The 15,954-nt window shown below is 67.9% G+C and carries 10 protein-coding genes and 1 pseudogene; 9 read left to right on the forward strand and 2 right to left on the reverse strand.

Translation table 11 applies throughout. From position 1 onward, the window contains the following. Position 1 precedes the first annotated feature (1 nt). Together ASC87_RS27675 and ASC87_RS27680 are read right to left on the reverse strand one after the other, a co-directional pair. Complete coding sequence (locus tag ASC87_RS27675; RefSeq protein WP_056670757.1) at positions 2–1,744, reverse strand: ABC transporter permease subunit; 1,743 nt, start codon at positions 1,742–1,744, stop codon at positions 2–4. Between the two features lie 228 nt (positions 1,745–1,972). Continuing rightward, on the reverse strand, positions 1,973–2,785 hold the full coding sequence (locus ASC87_RS27680) for a TIGR04325 family methyltransferase (protein ID WP_056670759.1): 813 nt from the start codon (positions 2,783–2,785) through the stop codon (positions 1,973–1,975). Positions 2,786–3,032: 247 nt separating this feature from the next. Between ASC87_RS27680 and ASC87_RS27685 the strand changes: the two genes are divergently transcribed. From ASC87_RS27685 to ASC87_RS27710, 9 genes and pseudogenes are all read left to right on the forward strand, one after another. Then, positions 3,033–4,031 (forward strand): tripartite tricarboxylate transporter substrate binding protein, encoded by a 999-nt coding sequence (locus tag ASC87_RS27685; protein WP_056670762.1) that lies wholly within the window; start codon positions 3,033–3,035, stop codon positions 4,029–4,031. Positions 4,032–4,038: 7 nt separating this feature from the next. Further along, on the forward strand, positions 4,039–5,109 hold the full coding sequence (locus ASC87_RS27690; protein WP_056670765.1) for a lactonase family protein: 1,071 nt from the start codon (positions 4,039–4,041) through the stop codon (positions 5,107–5,109). A 253-nt stretch (positions 5,110–5,362) separates the two neighbouring features. Beyond that, the gene (locus ASC87_RS27695; RefSeq protein ID WP_162255218.1) at positions 5,363–7,072 is read left to right on the forward strand and encodes a ShlB/FhaC/HecB family hemolysin secretion/activation protein; all 1,710 of its coding nucleotides are present in this window, start codon (positions 5,363–5,365) and stop codon (positions 7,070–7,072) included. 25 nt (positions 7,073–7,097) lie between these two features. Continuing rightward, positions 7,098–10,850 (forward strand): filamentous hemagglutinin N-terminal domain-containing protein (locus ASC87_RS27700; protein ID WP_235582327.1); only part of this gene is annotated, 3,753 nt, incomplete at its 3' end. A 24-nt stretch (positions 10,851–10,874) separates the two neighbouring features. Further along, a partial coding sequence (locus ASC87_RS34000) for an MBG domain-containing protein (RefSeq protein ID WP_369820805.1) occupies positions 10,875–11,207 on the forward strand: 333 nt, incomplete at its 3' end. A 1-nt stretch (position 11,208) separates the two neighbouring features. Beyond that, a pseudogene (locus tag ASC87_RS34005) lies at positions 11,209–11,555 on the forward strand (MBG domain-containing protein); the annotation flags it as partial. Positions 11,556–11,679: 124 nt separating this feature from the next. Continuing rightward, complete coding sequence (locus tag ASC87_RS34010) at positions 11,680–12,096, forward strand: MBG domain-containing protein (RefSeq protein WP_369820806.1); 417 nt, start codon at positions 11,680–11,682, stop codon at positions 12,094–12,096. 106 nt (positions 12,097–12,202) lie between these two features. Beyond that, positions 12,203–12,373, forward strand: coding sequence for a hypothetical protein (locus ASC87_RS27705; RefSeq protein ID WP_157604415.1), 171 nt, complete (start codon positions 12,203–12,205; stop codon positions 12,371–12,373). 201 nt (positions 12,374–12,574) lie between these two features. Then, a complete protein-coding gene (locus ASC87_RS27710) occupies positions 12,575–15,562 on the forward strand; it encodes a response regulator (RefSeq protein ID WP_157604416.1) in 2,988 nt (995 codons plus the stop codon). Positions 15,563–15,954 lie beyond the last annotated feature (392 nt).

The following is a 15,954-nucleotide window of genomic DNA, read 5'->3' on the forward strand; positions in this document are numbered from 1 at the left end:
TTCAGTCCAATCTGAATCGGTGCTCGGCAAAGGCATACAACCGGCGCCAGATGAGCTTGTTCATCAGCACGACGAAGATCGACATCACGCCGATGCTCGCGATGATCAGCGGTGTGTCTCCCGTCCGGGTGACCGTGGCGATGTATGCGCCCAGGCCATCGGCCTGCAGGCTCGTGCCGCCCCACGTGGCGACCTCGGCCACGATGCTCGCGTTCCACGCGCCTCCGGCGGCCGTGCAGGCGCCCGTCACCCAGAACGGAAAGATCGCCGGGAGGATCAAGGTGCGCCAGAGGCTCCAGCGGCGCAGGCCGTAGACGCGCGCGGCTTCCTTCAAATCGTTCGGGATCGCCATGGCGCCGGCGATCACGTTGAACAGGATGTACCACTGCGTGCCCATGGCAATGAGCAGGATGCTGCCCCAGTTGAGGCTGACGTGGCTGGCCACGAAGAAGCCGACGACGATCGGGAACGTCATGTTCACGGGGAACGAGGCACCGATCTGCGCCAGCGGCTGGGCGAACCGCGCAACGCGCGGCTGGAACCCGATCCACACGCCGACCGGCGTCCAGATCAGCGTGGCCAGGACCGTCATGGCCGCGACGCGCAAGGCCGTCAGGAAGCCGAGCCAGACGATGTGGCCAACGTGGGCCGAAGACAGCGCGCCGTGCAGCGCGGCAGTGGCCGCCGCCACGGCCCTGAGAACCTCGATGCCGATCCAGACGGCAAGCAGGATGCTCGTCACTCGCCAGAGTGACTTCTTCCAGGACGCCTTGAGCCTCACCGGCAACCGTGCCATCGGCACCCGCACCTGGAACACCTTGTCGACCAACGGGCGCCAGAGGCGTTCGCTGATCCACGTGAACAGGTAGGCGCCACGCAGCAGGTCGTAGACCCAGGAGGTCGCCGGGGTGGTTGACCCCGTCAGCTCGATCTTGAACTTGTCTGCCCACGCAAGCAGGGGGCGCCAGACCAGCTGGTCGCTGGCCAGGATCAACGCGATCATGGCCACCACCGCCCACAGGGCGGCCGTTCCGTCGCCGGTCGAGATCGCCTGCACCATGTAGGAGCCCAGGCCTGGCAGCTTGATGTCCTTGTTCATCACGCTGATGGCCTCGCTCTGCGCAACGAAGAACCAGCCACCGCCGAAAGACATCATCGAGTTCCAGATCAGGCTGTGCGCCGAGGCCGGCAGCTCGACGGTCCTGAAGCGCTGCCACCGGGTGAGGCCGTAGGTCGACGCGGCTTCCTGCATGTCGGGGGGGACGGTGACCATCGAGTGATAGAAACCGAAGGCCATGTTCCACACCTGCCCGGTGAAGATGGCGAAGATCGCCGCGCACTCGACGCCGAGCAGGCTGCCGGGGAACAGTGCCATGAACCCCGTCACCGTTGCCGACAGGAACCCCAGCACCGGCACCGACTGCAACACATCGAGCGCCGGCAGGATGAAGGCGCGTGCGGTGCGGCTCTTTGCGGCGAGGTAGCCCACGGAAATGGCGAAGAACAGCGAGAAGCCGAAGGCGATCCACATGCGCATCAGGGTGCGCCCCGCGTAGTAGGGAATCAGGCTCGGCGAACTGTCGACCTGCTGCACCGCGGCCGGATCGAAATGCACGAGCATGCCCTTGCCGAAGTGCAAGGCGCTCCACAACAAACCCAGCAAGGCCAGCATGACCAGGGCATCGACCCAGCCGAATGCGCGGCGTTCTTCAATGACGGTGAGTTGCGGGGCCGTGCTTTTCATGTGGGGCGGTAACGCTTGTCAATGGGAGGGCTACCAGCCAGGACGTGTTGCAATGCGGCCATGCGTTGAGCGACGGCTCGATGCGGCCCGAGTATGCCTGAGCCAGATTGCGCAAGAGAGTTCCGCAGCTGGCCCATTCAAGGGCTCGCCGCGACGTTCATGTGGCCCGAGAAATGCGCTCGCTGCAGGAGCGCGGCCGTCGATGGCCTTGCCGTTGCCCTCGGGGCCTCAGCGTCGGTCGAGGCAAAAGCCCCGGTAGTGGTCGAGGCTCAGTTCGGGATGCAAGGGCAGGTCCAGATGCTTGCCAAGGTTGGCCCAGGAGTCTCTCAGCGCGTAACCCAGGCTGGCGAGTCCGCTGACCAGTCCGGCCTGCGTTTGAACCCGGTAGGCACAGAAGGCCGTTCCGATGCTGTTGACCGTGAAGAACTCGGTGTCGGGATGGATGGGTGTGATGTTGATGATCACGCGGCGAGGCAGTCGCTTCCAGCTGCGAAGGTAGGTGTCGAGCGTGTGCGGGAGGTATTGCAACGAGCCCGAGGCGAACAGGATCTCCGAGCCGTCTCCGGCCGAGATCTGGTCGTTGAAATGCAACATGGGGACGACCCCGCGCTCGGCCGCGAGCGCTGCCCCCTTGCGGACGGCGGCCGGCACATCCACGACCGTCCAGTCGGTGTCGGGAGGCAGCGGGATGGCGTTTCGAAAGGCGTAGAACTTGATGCCGACGCTGCCCCCCAGGTCGAGCACGCTGCGCATGCCGGCCTCGAACGATTTCTCGAGCCAGAACATCGCGGGGTAGTCGTGTGCATCGGCGCGCATGTGGGTGAGGTACATGTCGGCCGAGGCCTCGTTGTCGTACCCCACCACCCCGTACGTCGCCGCACTGGCCGCCGCCGATTCGAAGGTGTCGAACACGTCGCAGAACAGGTTCTGCCCGCGGTTGCGGACGAACTCCTTTCGATACGACGACAGGACGAGCCGACGGACACCTGGGGCCGACGCCCCGCGGTCGATCGTGGTGTGGATGCGCTGCAGAAGGTTCATGGTCAATCCGCCAGTACTTCCGGTGATTGCCAGGGGCAGGTACGCCCTTCCAAAATTCTCTCTCCGGTGGAACTTTCGCGTCAACCAGGGGGCCATGGACCCCTCACTCAAACGAGGTGATCACACCCCATGGACGTCGAACGCAGCCCGCGCAACGCAGGCTTGTCGACAGGCCCATTCTCCCGGCGGGGAAGTCCGTCTACGATGCGCCTGCGCCGAATGGGTTCGGCTGCAGGAGAACATCCCCTTGACCACCGCTTCAACCACCCGCCGCGCGGCCGCACTCGCCGCCGTGTTCCTCGCGCTGATCCCGACCGTGGCGCCCGCGCAAGGGGACCCCTACCCGACCAGGCCGTTGACGATCATCGTGCCGTTCTCGCCAGGCGGCGGTGTCGACGTGATGACACGCCTGCTGGCGGAGAAGCTGAGGGTGTCGCTGGGTCAGGCGGTCACGGTGGAGAACAAGCCCGGCGGCAGCGGCATGATCGGCACCGTCGCGCTGGTCCGGGCGCCCGCCGACGGCTACACGCTGCTGATGGCCACGGCGGGCGAGGCCGCGATCAATCCGCACGTCTACAAGGCCAGGATGCAGTACAGCCCCGAGAAGGACCTGGCGCCCATCTCGCTGGTGGTCAACGTGCCGAACGTGGTGGTGGTCAACCCGGCCCTGCCCATCAAGTCCATGGCCGACCTCGTGTCGTACGCGAAGGCCCATCCCGGGAAGGTCAGCTACGGCACCAGCGGGATCGGCAACCCCCAGCACCTGGCGGGGGAGTTGCTCGGCCAGCTGGCGGGAACGCCGTTGACGCACATCCCCTACCGCGGCGCGGCCAACCAGCTCACGGACACCGCGGGCGGCAGCCTCGACATGACGTTCGTGAGCCTCGCGGGTGCCAAGCCCTTCATCAAGGACAACCGGGTGCGGGCCATCGCCCTCACCTCGCCGGCCCGCTCCCCGCTGGCCCCCGACGTGCCGGCCGTGTCCGAAACGAAAGGCCTGGAAGGGTACGCGCTGGAGAACTGGTTCGGCCTCTTTGCACCCGCCGCGACGCCGCCGGCCGTCGTGCAGAAACTCAACGCGGCGGTGACCCAGGCGTTGAAGGACCCGGACCTGGTCAAGCGGCTGCAGGACCTGGGTGGTGAACCCGCGCCCATGAGCCCGGCCCAGTTCAAGGGGTTCATCCAGGCCGAGTCCACCCGGTTCGCGAAGGTGGTCGAGGCTGCCAGGATCACGGCCGAAAACTGATCCCGCCATGTTCGCCTACGTCGGCAGCCGCACCACCCGGGAGCGCAACGCGCGTGGGGACGGCATCAGCGTGTACCGGGTGGACCCTCGCGATGGCGGCCTGTCGCTGGTCGATGTGGTGACGGGCCTGGTCAACCCGTCGTACCTGGCCCTCTCGGACGATGGCGCGTTTCTCTACACCGTGCACGGCGACCAAAGCGACGTCAGCGCGTTTCGTGTCGACCGAGCCACCGGCCGACTGACCTTCCTGAACCGGCAAGGCACCGAAGGCCGCAACCCGGTCCACCTGGTCATGGACCCCACTCAACCCCGGCTCATCGTCACCAACCACCTGGGCGCGAACGTGGTGGTGTTGCCTGTGACAACCGACGGCGCATTGGGCACGGTGACGCAGCGCATTCCCTTTTCCGGCCCCGTGGGCCCGCACCGCATCGAGCAACAGCAGGCCAAGCCCCATTTCAGCGGCTTCGATCCATCGGGCCGGTTCCTGCTGGTGCCCGACAAGGGGCTGGACCGCGTGTTCATGTTTCAGCGCGAGGGCGACACGCTCGTGCCCACCCCCTCGCCGCACATCCAGGCACGCGAAGGCGCCGGGCCGAGAGGCCTGGTCTTCCACCCGGCCGGGTCCCACGTGTACGTGGTCAACGAACTCGATTCGACGGTGACCACCTGCGCGTTCGACCGGGACACCGGCGCCGTGACCCCGCTTCAGGTCTTGTCGACACTGCCGTCCAGTTTCACCGGCAACAGCCGCGCCGCAGGCATCGCGATGGATGCGGCGGGGCGCACGCTGTACGCCTCCAACCGTGGCCACGACAGCATCGCGGTGTTCCGGGTGGATGCCGCGACGGGGTTGCTCGCGTTCGTGTCGGCCGAACCCTCCGGCGGCCGGACACCGCGGTTCTTCACCTTGTCACCGGACGGTCGCGTGCTGTACGCGCTCAATGAGGACAGTGACACGATCGTGCCGTTCGCCGTCGATCAGCGCCACGGCGCCCTGACCCGTTCGGGGTCTGACGTGCGGTGCGGGAGCCCGGTGTGCATGGTGTTCGCAGGCTACCCGCTCGCAAGACCTTGAAAGGGGTGGGTAAACCCCTCTTACCGTCACAGATGCTTTTGCGTTCCTCCTCTGCGCAAGATGCACCTGATTCAGCCTTCTTCTTGTCTTTTCAGCCGAGTAGGAGGACGTCGAAAATGAACAGGGTCGCGCAAAAATAGCTGGAAACAAGATGGCACAACTGGCGTGGGAAGACGAACGCCCGGGCGCAACGTCCGGCACCGGGACGATCGGAGCCGGCAGCGCGCTGTTGGCCCGTCGCACCAGGCGTCGCATGCGCCAGGTGGCCGCGCGCTCGGGCTGCGCGGGTCTCTCGATGTGGCCCCTGCTCTGCGCGGTGGCGCAATCCACGCTGCCGAGCCAGGTCGTGCCGGGCAGCCTGCGACCGCCCACGACCGACTCCGCAGCGCCGACCGAGCTGCGTCCGCGCCCGAGTTCCGACCCCGCCGCCGCTGCACCACAGGGCCCGCGCGTGGTGATCGAGCGGATCGACGTGGTGGGCGGTTTCCCCGCGCTGACCGGCGCCACCCAGGCCGTCGCGCAAACACTGCACGGCCGCGCGGTGTCGATGATCGACATCCAGCGCGCGGCGGCTGAACTCGAGCGCGCCTACAACGATGCCGGCTATGTGCTGGCCCGTGTCATCGTGCCGCCGCAACGGCTGGTCGATGGCAGCAGCCTGTCGCTGAGGGTCATCGATGGCTTCATCGAGGAGGTCGTCGTCGATGCCGTGCCCGAGGACTTGCGTGCGCCGGTGCGTGAACGGCTGCGCCGGCTCGTCGGCCAGACGCAGCTCACCTCCGCGCAACTCGAACGGGAGGTTCTGCTGGCCGGCGAACTGCCAGGCCTGCGCCTGCGCAGCGCGCTGGTGCGCGGCTCGCAGGAGGGCGGCACGCGGCTGGTGGTCGAGAGCGGCTTCATTCCGATGGCGCTCCAGGTGCAACTCGACAACGGCCTGTCCGACGCGCTGGGCCGGACGCAACTCGGCGCCACCGTCGCCTTCAACTCACCGCTCGGCCGCGGCGAGCAGTGGTACGCCGCGTTGGTTCATGCGCCGGGTCAGGGCGTCGACAGGCCCGCGGCGCTGCGCACGCTGGGCGTGGGGCTGGTGGTGCCGCTCGGCACGCGCGGCACCACCCTCAACGCCGAGTACACGCATTCGAGCACGGCGCCGCAGGCCGCACCAGGGATCCTTGCCACCGTCGGCGAGTTCGAGCGGGCGTCCGCGCGCTTCGCGCAGGCGCTGCTGCGAGGTCGCAACGGACGGCTGGAACTGCACGCCGCATTCGAACACATCTCGCAGACGCTCACCGCAAGCGCCTTCGCGGTCGACCTGAACGAGGACCGCTACCGGGTTCTACGGTTCGGCCTGGAGGGCGGCTCTACGCTGCCGCACGGCATCGCCGCGCGTGCCGACGCCTCGCTCGACACCGGCCTGGGCGGGCGTGACGCTGACAGCAGCGCGGCATCGGGCCTCCCGACCTCCCGCCAGGGCGCCAGCGCGCACTTCGCCAAGGCCACGTTCGGCGCGGACCTGCAGCATTCATCGGCCGGCGCCTGGCGGTTGGCCTGGCGCACGCGCGGCCAGTTCGCCGCGGGCCGACCGCTGTTCACGCCGGAGTCACTCGCGCTGGCCGGTCCGGACACGCTGTCCGCCTTCGATCCGGGATCGCTGAGCGCCGACCAGGGGCTGGTGACGCGCCTGCAGATCGGCCACGCCCTGAACCTCGGCGCGCCGGACGGCAACACCGGCCTGCTGGCCTACGGCTTCGTGGCCGCCGCCCGCGGTCACGTGTTCGAGGCCACTGCGGCGCAAAGCGACACGATCAAGGCGGCGGCCGCGGGCATCGGCTTGCGTCTGGAGCACTCGGCAGATCAGGGCCGCTCGCTGTCATTCGCGCTGGAAGCAGCCAACGGGCGATCCAACCAACTCACGCAGCGACGCCCCGCGCGCATCGGCCTCAGCGTCGCGCTGCGTCTATGACGTTCGGACGCAGGACCACCCTCCCATGCGAACCCCGCGCCAACTGCCGATCGCCCTGGCCGCGCTCGCACTGCTGAACCTGCGCTCGCCCGCCTCGGCCGAGCAGGGCATGCCCGGCGGCGGCGCCGTCGTTTCGGGCAGCGCGACGATCGGCTCGCCGGCCTCGGACCAGCTGACGGTACGGCAGAACTCGCAGCGCGCCATCATCGACTGGCGCAGCTTTTCCATCGGCGAAGGGCAATCAGTGCGCTTCGTTCAGCCCGGCACCGCCGCCGCCGTGCTGAACCGCGTCACGGGCAGTACGCCGAGCACCATCGCCGGCACGCTCAGCGGCAATGGCCAGGTCTTTCTCGTCAACCCGAACGGCATCGCGATCATGCCGACCGGCACGGTGCAACTGGGCGGCGGCTTCGTCGCCTCCACGCTCGACATTCGCGACGCCGACTTCATGGCCGGCCGCCTGGAGTTCAGCGCCCGCGACGGCGCGATCGGCCGCCTCGCGAATGCCGGCACCGTGCAAGTGGCCCCCGGTGGCTTTGTTGCACTGCTGGGCGACCAAGTCTCGAACGAGGGCCGGATTTCGGCGCCGCTCGGGCGCGTGGCCCTCGGCGCCGGCACCCAGGCCACGCTGGATCTCAACGGCGATGGCTTTCTGCAAATCGGCTGGACCGGCGACTCGCGTGCGGCGGACTCCGGCGTCGACGTGTCGGGCAGTGTCAAGGCCGTCGGCGGGCGTATCGAGCTCAAGGCGGCCGACGCGCGGGCCGCGCTGCGCTCGGTGGTCAACGTTTCGGGCAGTTTGGTGGCGACCTCTGTCTCGGGCCGCGACGGCGCCATCGTGCTGGAGGCTGGCGCGGACGGCAGCGCGCAGGTGTCGGGCCTGCTCGATGTCTCGGGCCAGGCCAGCGCCGGCCGCATCGCGATCAGTGGCAACTCGGTGGCGCTCGACGGCGATGCCGCGCGCCTCGACGCGCGCAGCGCGGATGGGCACGGTGGCGCCGTCAGCGCGACGGCGCACGATGCGCTGACGCTCGACCGGGTGGTGATCGACGCCAGCGGCGCCAGCGGCGGCGGCAGCGTGCTGCTGGGCGGCGACCTGCGTGGCGGCGGCACGCTGGCTCATTCACGCACGACCGCCGTGCAGGATGGCGCCCTCATCCGCGCCGACGCGCTGGTCCAGGGCACTGGCGGCAAGATCGTGCTGTGGTCCGACGAGCACACAGCGTTTCAGGGGCGGCTGAGCGCACGCGGAGCGGGCGCGGGTGCGGGCGGCATTGCGGAGGTCTCCAGCCAAGGCGTGCTCGGCTTCGGCGGCAGCGTGGACCTGCGCGGCGCCAGCGGGCGCAGCGGCGAGCTGCTGCTGGACCCGTACAACATCACCATCTCCACCGGCACCGACAACAACCACGACGCATCGTTCACGGCCACTGGCAACTCGTCGGTCATCAAGACCACTACCTTGCAGGCCGCGCTGGCCAGCGCCAACGTGACAGTCTCCACCGGCAGCTCGGGCACCCAGTCGGGCGATATCACCCTGGCCAGCGCCTTGACCTGGGCCAGCGGCACGACGCTCACGCTGTCGGCTGCGCGCGATGTGATTTTCAACGCCACCGTCACTGCCACGAACGGCGGCGGCCTGACCGCCACGGCCGGGCGCACAGTGTCGGTCAACAGCAACTTGACCGGGTCGGGTTCCGCGTTCAACGTCAGCCTGCAGGCGTCGGCCAGCAGTTCGGGCTCGGTCAACCTCAACGGTTCCACGGTCTCGACCAACGGCGGCACGTTCACCGCCAGCGCGGCGCAGTCCACCACGAGCGCGACGGCAGTCAGCATCAGCAACTCGACCATCGACACAGGCGGTGGCGCGCTGACGATCTCGGCGCAACACACCAAGGCCGGTGTCAGCGGCAACAACTCCAAGGCCATCAGTCTGTCGAATGCATCGCTGCAGATCGGCAACGGCACAGCGTCGCTCACGGGTGCGGTGACCCTGAGCGGTGCCGGAAACTTCGCCGACGGCATCTACGCCACCAACAGCCTGACGCTGGGAGGCACCGGCACCTTCAGCTTGACGGGATCGGCTGCGGCCAGCGCGAGCAGCACCACCGCGATCGGCATCGAGTTCTACAACGGGTCGCTCACGGTCGGTGCGAGCAGCACCACGCTCACCGGCAGTGGTGTTCGCGGTTTTGTCTCGGACCTTCACCGGACCATCACCGTCAACGGTGGCAGCCTGAACGTGGTGGGGACGGCCACCAACGATTCCGGTGTGCAGTTCAAGTCCGACAACGCGCTGGTCAACAACGGCGGCACGCTCAACTTCTCGGGCACGTCGGCTTTGTACCGCGGACTGGATCTCATCTCGGGTGCCACACTGAACGTGACCGGCACTGCGACGCTGAGCGGAACCAACATCTGCGCGAGCGGTTGCCGCGACACTGCGGGCGTGCACCTCGCGGACGGCATCACGCTGAACAGCGGCAATCTGTCGATCTCCGGCAGCGCTGTGATCGGTCCGGGCGTGCGCTGGGTCAACGGCAACACGGCCTCGGCGAGTTTCTCGAATTTGGGCGCCGGGCTGCTTGGCATCACCGGCAGCAGCAACAGTGGCATCGGCTTCGAGTTCGCGCGCACAAACAGTGGGAAGACGGCTGGCGCAGTCACGTTCTCTGGCAGTTCCACCAGCGGCAGTGGGCTGAGCCTGCAGGCCGGCGCGGCGCTGACGCAGTCGAGCGGCAACCTGGCCCTGTCGGGGGCATCGACCACTGGACTGGGCGTCGACCAGGCGAGCGGCTCCACGCTCACCAACGCCGGGGCCGGCACCCTGGCCCTGCAAGCCGGCAGCCAAGGCATGACGCTGGCCGGCTCGGTCAGTTCCTCGGGAGGCGGCGCGCTGTCGCTGACCGGCGCCGGTGCCATCGGCCAGGGCAGCACGGGCACGATCGGAGCCAGCGCGCTGCTCCTGGGCGGTGCGACCGCGAACTATGACCTGAGCGCCGCCGGCAACCAGATCGGCACCGTGGCGGGCACCGCCGCAAGCCTGTCGCTGCGCAGCACGAGCAGCCTCACGGTGGGCGCCGTGCAGGGCACGTCGAGCCTGACCACCAGCGGCGCCGTGACGTTGCGCTCGGGCGGCGACGTCACGCTGGCCAGCGGCGCCAGCGTACAGGGCAGCAGCCCGGTGATTGACGCGGCCGGCCGCTTCGTCAATCAGTCGGGGAGCAGCGCGCTCATCGCGACCTCGGGCCGCTGGTTGATCTACTCGGCAGACGCGTCGGGCAATACCTTCGGTTCGCTCGACAGTGGCAACACCGCGCTGTGGAACGCGACCTACGCCAGCTTGGCACCGGCCAGCGTCACGGCCAGCGGCTCACGCTACGTGTTCGCCCACCAGCCGACGCTGACGTTCTCGTCGGTTGCGACCAGCAAGGTCTACGGCGACGATGCAAGTGCGTCGCTCGCCGCGCGCTACACCGTATCGGGCTACGTCGCCGGTGTCGCACAAGCGTATCTGACCGATTCTGCGAGCACGGCATTCAGTGGCGCTCCTGCGCTGAGTTCCACCGGTTCCGCCGCGACGGCGACGGTCACCGGCGGACCCTATGCCATCTCGATCGCGCAAGGCACGTTGACATCGACCGCGGGCTACGCGCTGGTGTTCGGCAACAGCGGATCGCTGTCGGTCACGCCTCGGGCGCTGACGGTGCAGGCCAACAACGGCACGCACGTCTACGGCAACGCCCTGCCCTTTTCAGGCACGGAGTTCAGCACGACCGGCNCGGTCACGCCTCGGGCGCTGACGGTGCAGGCCAACAACGGCACGCACGTCTACGGCAACGCCCTGCCCTTTTCAGGCACGGAGTTCAGCACGACCGGCCTCGTCAACGGCGACTCGGTGGCCTCGGTCAGCCTGACCAGCWCGGGGGCCTCCGGCAGCGCCAACGCCGGCAGCTACGCGATCACCGGCTCGAGTGCATCGGGCAGCGGCTTGTCCAACTACAACGTCAGCTACCTCGATGGGACGCTGGCGGTCACGCCTCGGGCGCTGACGGTGCAGGCCAACAACGGCACGCACGTCTACGGCAACGCCCTGCCCTTTTCAGGCACGGAGTTCAGCACGACCGGCCTCGTCAACNAACGTCGGCAGCTACGCGATCACCGGCTCGGGTGCATCGGGCAGCGGCTTGTCCAACTACAGCATCAGCTACCTCGATGGGACGCTGGCGGTCACGCCGAGGGCGCTGACGGTGCAGGCCAGCAACGGCACGCACGTCTACGGCAACGCCCTGGCCTTTTCAGGCACGGAGTTCAGCACGACCGGCCTCGTCAACRGCGACTCGGTGGCCTCGGTCAGCCTGACCAGCWCGGGGGCCTCCGGCGGCGCCAACGTCGGCAGCTACGCGATCACCGGCTCGGGTGCATCGGGCAGCGGCTTGTCCAACTACAGCATCAGCTACCTCGATGGGACGCTGGCGGTCACGCCNAACGTCGGCAGCTACGCGATCACCGGCTCGGGTGCATCGGGCAGCGGCTTGTCCAACTACAGCATCAGCTACCTCGATGGGACGCTGGCGGTCACGCCCCGCACCTTGTACTACGTCGCCGACGTGTCGACGCGCCCACTCGGCGTGTCCAATCTTCCGCTGAACGGCACGCTCGCTGGCTTCGTCAATGGCGATACGGCGGCGAGCGTGTTGGCCGGATCGCTCCGGTGGTCGACAACGGCTGGGTCCAACACGGCGGCAGGTCTGTACCCCATCGTCGGGTCAGGCTTGCAAGTACCCAGCGGAAACTATGTGCTGGCGCAAGCCACATCCAACGCGGTAGGCCTGCGCATCACGGGCACGCCGCTTCCGGCAGCTCCGAGTCTGTTCCTCGAGTCCGCGCGCCCGTCTTCGGAAATCGGCAACGGCACCTGCCAGCCCGGCCGGCATGAGGCCCAGGGCTTTTGCCACTGTTGCAACAAGGATGCCGCGATCAGCAACGCCGCGCCGGGGATCGCAGGTCCAACAGCCAGCGAATAGATCTGAGGGCTGCGGACATGCCCGCGAGCCAGGCGCCGTTCGCCTCCCGGTCAGGCCACCGCCGGTGCCTCGCGGGTACGCCGGCGCCACTTGAAGGATGACCGGCATGCTGTACGCGCTCAACACGCTCGTGCCGTTCGCCGTCGATCCGAGCCACGGCGGCTTGGCCCGTGCGGGGGCGAACGTGCGGTGCGGCAGTCCGGTCTGCATGGTGTTCGCCAGGGCCTGGCCCGAAAGCAGTTGGGTGCCCAGCCGGGTATCGGCCTGGATCGGGTGAACGCTCAACGGCAGTTCGCGGATCTCCCGCTCGACGGCATAGGGTCTCGGCCGCACCGATCTGGGGCGTGGCTCTCGGCGCGAGTCGTCAACCACGCCAATCGGTGTCAGTTCTCTGGCGTCACGCGCCGTCAGCCGTTACCCTACGCGGCAAGAGATCAAGCCGTACAGAACAACCTGGTCCGAATCCCAAGGAGGGCTCGTGAAACCACCACGTTTGCCACCGGGAGCACCGTCGCTGACCGGGATGTCGACGATCGTGCTGACCCTGCTCGTCGTGCTGGTCTGCACCCGCTTCGGCGGCATGTTTTCGCTCGCGCCCAGCAACATTTCAGCGTTCTGGCCGGCCAACGCGGTGCTCTTCTCGGCTGTCTTCCCGATGTCCGGCCCTTGGCGCCGCACTGCGCTGCTGCTGGCGATCCCGACCTATGCACTGGCCGAACTCTGGATCGGGTTTCCGGTCCTCAACGCGGTCATCTACGCCGTGGCAAACGTGGCCGAAGTCGGCCTGCTGCTGTGGCTGCTGCAAAAGGCCGGAACCGCTTCGCTGGTGTTCGACAACCTGAAGGACCTGTTCACCCTGCTGTGCGGTGCCGGTTTGGCCTCGCCGCTGGGCGGGCTGATCGGCGCCGCCGGCGCCGCGCAGGCCGGCGCACCGTTCGCACCGGTCTTCCTGCGCTGGAGCCTGGCGGACTTCTTCGGCTACTGCCTGTTGGCGCCGCTGGTACTGACGTGGCCGCAATGGCGGCGCTACTTCGGCTTCCAGTCGCCGAACCGGGCGGCCGAATTCGCGGCCCTGCTGGTGGTGTTGCTGGTCGTCACCGAAGTCTCGTCGGGCACCACGGTGCTGGGCCTGTCCGTCCCGCTCGGGGCGCAGTTCCTGCCGCTGCCGCTGCTGCTGTGGGCCGCGCTGCGCTTCGGTCCGCCGGGCGGCGCCCTCGCCACCCTTGTCGTCGCGTGTGCCGCGTTCTTCGCCACGGCGCGCGGAACCGGCTTGTTCGCGATCGGCACACCCGAGGAGAACGTGACTTCGCTGCAGCTGTTCTTCGCGTCGGTGGTGGTCTCCGTGATGACGATCGCCAGCCTGAATGCCGAGCGCCGGCGATCGCTCGAGGCGCTTCACGAACAGCACCGGACCCTTGAAGAGCGGGTCCGCACACGCACGGAAGACCTCGAGCGCGCGCGAGCCGATGCCGAGGCCGCGGCGCGCGCGAAGAGCGAGTTCCTGGCCAACATGAGCCACGAGATCCGCACGCCGCTGAACGCCATCATCGGCATGTCGGCGCTCGCGCTCGACGGCGATCTGGCACCGCGCGAGCAGTCCTACGTCCGCAAGACGCATGCTTCCGCCGAGTCGCTGCTCGGCGTGATCAACGACATCCTGGACTTCTCCAAGATCGAGGCCGGGATGCTGACGATGGAGGCCCACCCCTTCGAGCTCGGCAACGTGCTCGAAAACGTCATCGACGTCGTCGGGCTCACCGCCGACGCGAAGGGCCTGGAACTCATCATCGCCACGCCGGTGGACCTGCCGACGGCGCTGGTAGGCGATGCATCGCGATTGCGGCAGGTGCTGCTCAATCTCGGCAACAACGCCGCCAAGTTCACCGAGCACGGTGAAGTCGTGCTGTCTGTCGAGGTTCAGGACCGGACCGACACGGCGATCCTGCTGCGCTTCGAGGTGCGCGACACCGGCATCGGCATGAGTGAAGAGCAGCTGCGCAGGATCTTCCAACCCTTCGCGCAGGCGGACTCGTCCACGACCCGCCGCTACGGCGGCACCGGTCTCGGCCTGACCATCAGCCGAAACCTCGTGACACTGATGGGAGGCGAGCTGAAGGTCAGCAGCGAGCTTGGCCATGGCAGCCGCGTCGCATTCGACATTCGCTTCACGCTGCAGTCTGGCGGTCAAGCGGACACGCGCGCGACACCGGCAAGCGCCCGCGACCTGGGCCGCCTGCGTGTACTCGTCGTCGACGACAACGCCACGGTGCGCGAGATCCTCGCGGCCATGGCCAGCGGGTTCGGTTGGCAGGCCACCGCCGCAGCCAGCGCTCCTGAAGCGCTGCGCTGCATCGAGCAAGCAGACGCCACCCACCTGCCCTTCGACCTGATGCTGCTGGACTGGAGGATGCCCGACATCGACGGCATCGAATGCCTGCGCCTGCTGGCCCGGCGCGAACGCCCTCTTCATCCGATGCCCACGGTGTTGATGCTGACGGCTTTTCGTCGGGAGGAAGTCATGCAGCGCCTGGCCGAAGTGCAACTCGCCGAGCCAGAGATCCTGACCAAGCCGGTGACGCCGACGGCGCTGCATGATGCCTGCGCCATGGTCCTGGGCCATGCCCGTCTGGGGCCGACACCCAGCACGCGCCGGCAAGAGGCGCTGGCGCAGGCTCAATCGCAACTTCGGGGTGCGCGTGTGCTGCTGGTCGAGGACAACCCCTTCAATCGGGAAGTCGCAGTTGACATGCTGGACAAGGCAGGCATCGCGGTGACCATCGCCGTCAACGGCCAGGAGGCACTCGACTGGCTCGGTCGGGCGCGGTTCGACGGCGTCTTGATGGACTGCCAGATGCCGGTGCTGGACGGCTATGCCGCGACACGGGCACTGCGCAAGGTCCCCGAATTGCGCGAGCTGCCGGTCATCGCGATGACCGCCAACGCCATGGCCGGCGATCGTGAGAAGGTGATTGAAGCGGGCATGAACGACCACATTGCCAAGCCGGTCAACTTCGAACGGATGTTTGCCACGCTGGCGCGCTGGCTGCAGCCGGCACCTGGCGCGGAGGTTCGTGGTGAAATTGCCGCGTCCTCGCTGGCGGCGCATCGGTTTGACGCGAACGCCGGACTCCGGAACGTTGGAGGGAACGAAGCGTTGTTTCGACGCCTGCTCGCCATGTTCATGGAGCGGGAAGGCGACTTTTTCCAACGCTTTGGCGCGGCGCAGGCCGCCGGCGACATGGTGGCGGCGACGCGCGAGGCGCACGACCTCAAGAACGAGGCCAAGACGCTGGGCATGCCAGCGCTGTGCGAGGCGGCAACCGCGCTGGAGCAAGGGTGCCGCTTGGGTGTCGGCAGCATGGAGGTGCAGGCCCTGGCGCAACGTGTGACCGAGCAGCTGGAGCCTGTCATGGCAGGCCTGCACGCCCCCCGTGCTGCACCAGATCGCAAACAACGGGCTGGCTGATCGTTGGTCAACTTGCTCGGTGCGGGCGGGCGAGGCACCGATGGCGATGGATATCCTGGCCGGTCAACATACCGTGCGAGCGGAAAGGCCGGGATCTGGGCTCAACCCCCGCATCAGGGGTTGCAAGCGCAAACCCGATTTTTTTCCCACGACGACGTGTTCGATGACGTCGCGTGATCAGCGCACCTTCGCCCGCGAAGGCCGCCGTCAAACTACCAAGCCCGCTGATGGCTGTCGTCGAGGTGAATTTCACCGGCGTGCAAGCGTCGCCGCAACTGGCGGTAGACCCAGAACTCGCAGCGGTCGGCGTTCACGCCAGTCGGCTCGCCAGCGGCGTCGAAGGACTCGCGGGATCGACGCTGTCGGGCCCAACGCCTCGAACATCGGCGCAG

Origin of the sequence: Rhizobacter sp. Root1221, assembly GCF_001425785.1 — a bacterium.
Classification (GTDB): Bacteria; Pseudomonadota; Gammaproteobacteria; order Burkholderiales; family Burkholderiaceae_C; genus Rhizobacter.

Coding starts and splice junctions, on each gene's coding strand:
- ASC87_RS27675 (WP_056670757.1), bottom strand. CDS start 1,744: ATGAAAAGCACGGCCCCGCAACTCACCGTCATTGAAGAACGCCGCGCA.
- ASC87_RS27680 (WP_056670759.1), bottom strand. CDS start 2,785: ATGAACCTTCTGCAGCGCATCCACACCACGATCGACCGCGGGGCGTCG.
- ASC87_RS27690 (WP_056670765.1), top strand. CDS start 4,039: ATGTTCGCCTACGTCGGCAGCCGCACCACCCGGGAGCGCAACGCGCGT.
- ASC87_RS27695 (WP_162255218.1), top strand. CDS start 5,363: ATGCGCCAGGTGGCCGCGCGCTCGGGCTGCGCGGGTCTCTCGATGTGG.
- ASC87_RS27705 (WP_157604415.1), top strand. CDS start 12,203: ATGCTGTACGCGCTCAACACGCTCGTGCCGTTCGCCGTCGATCCGAGC.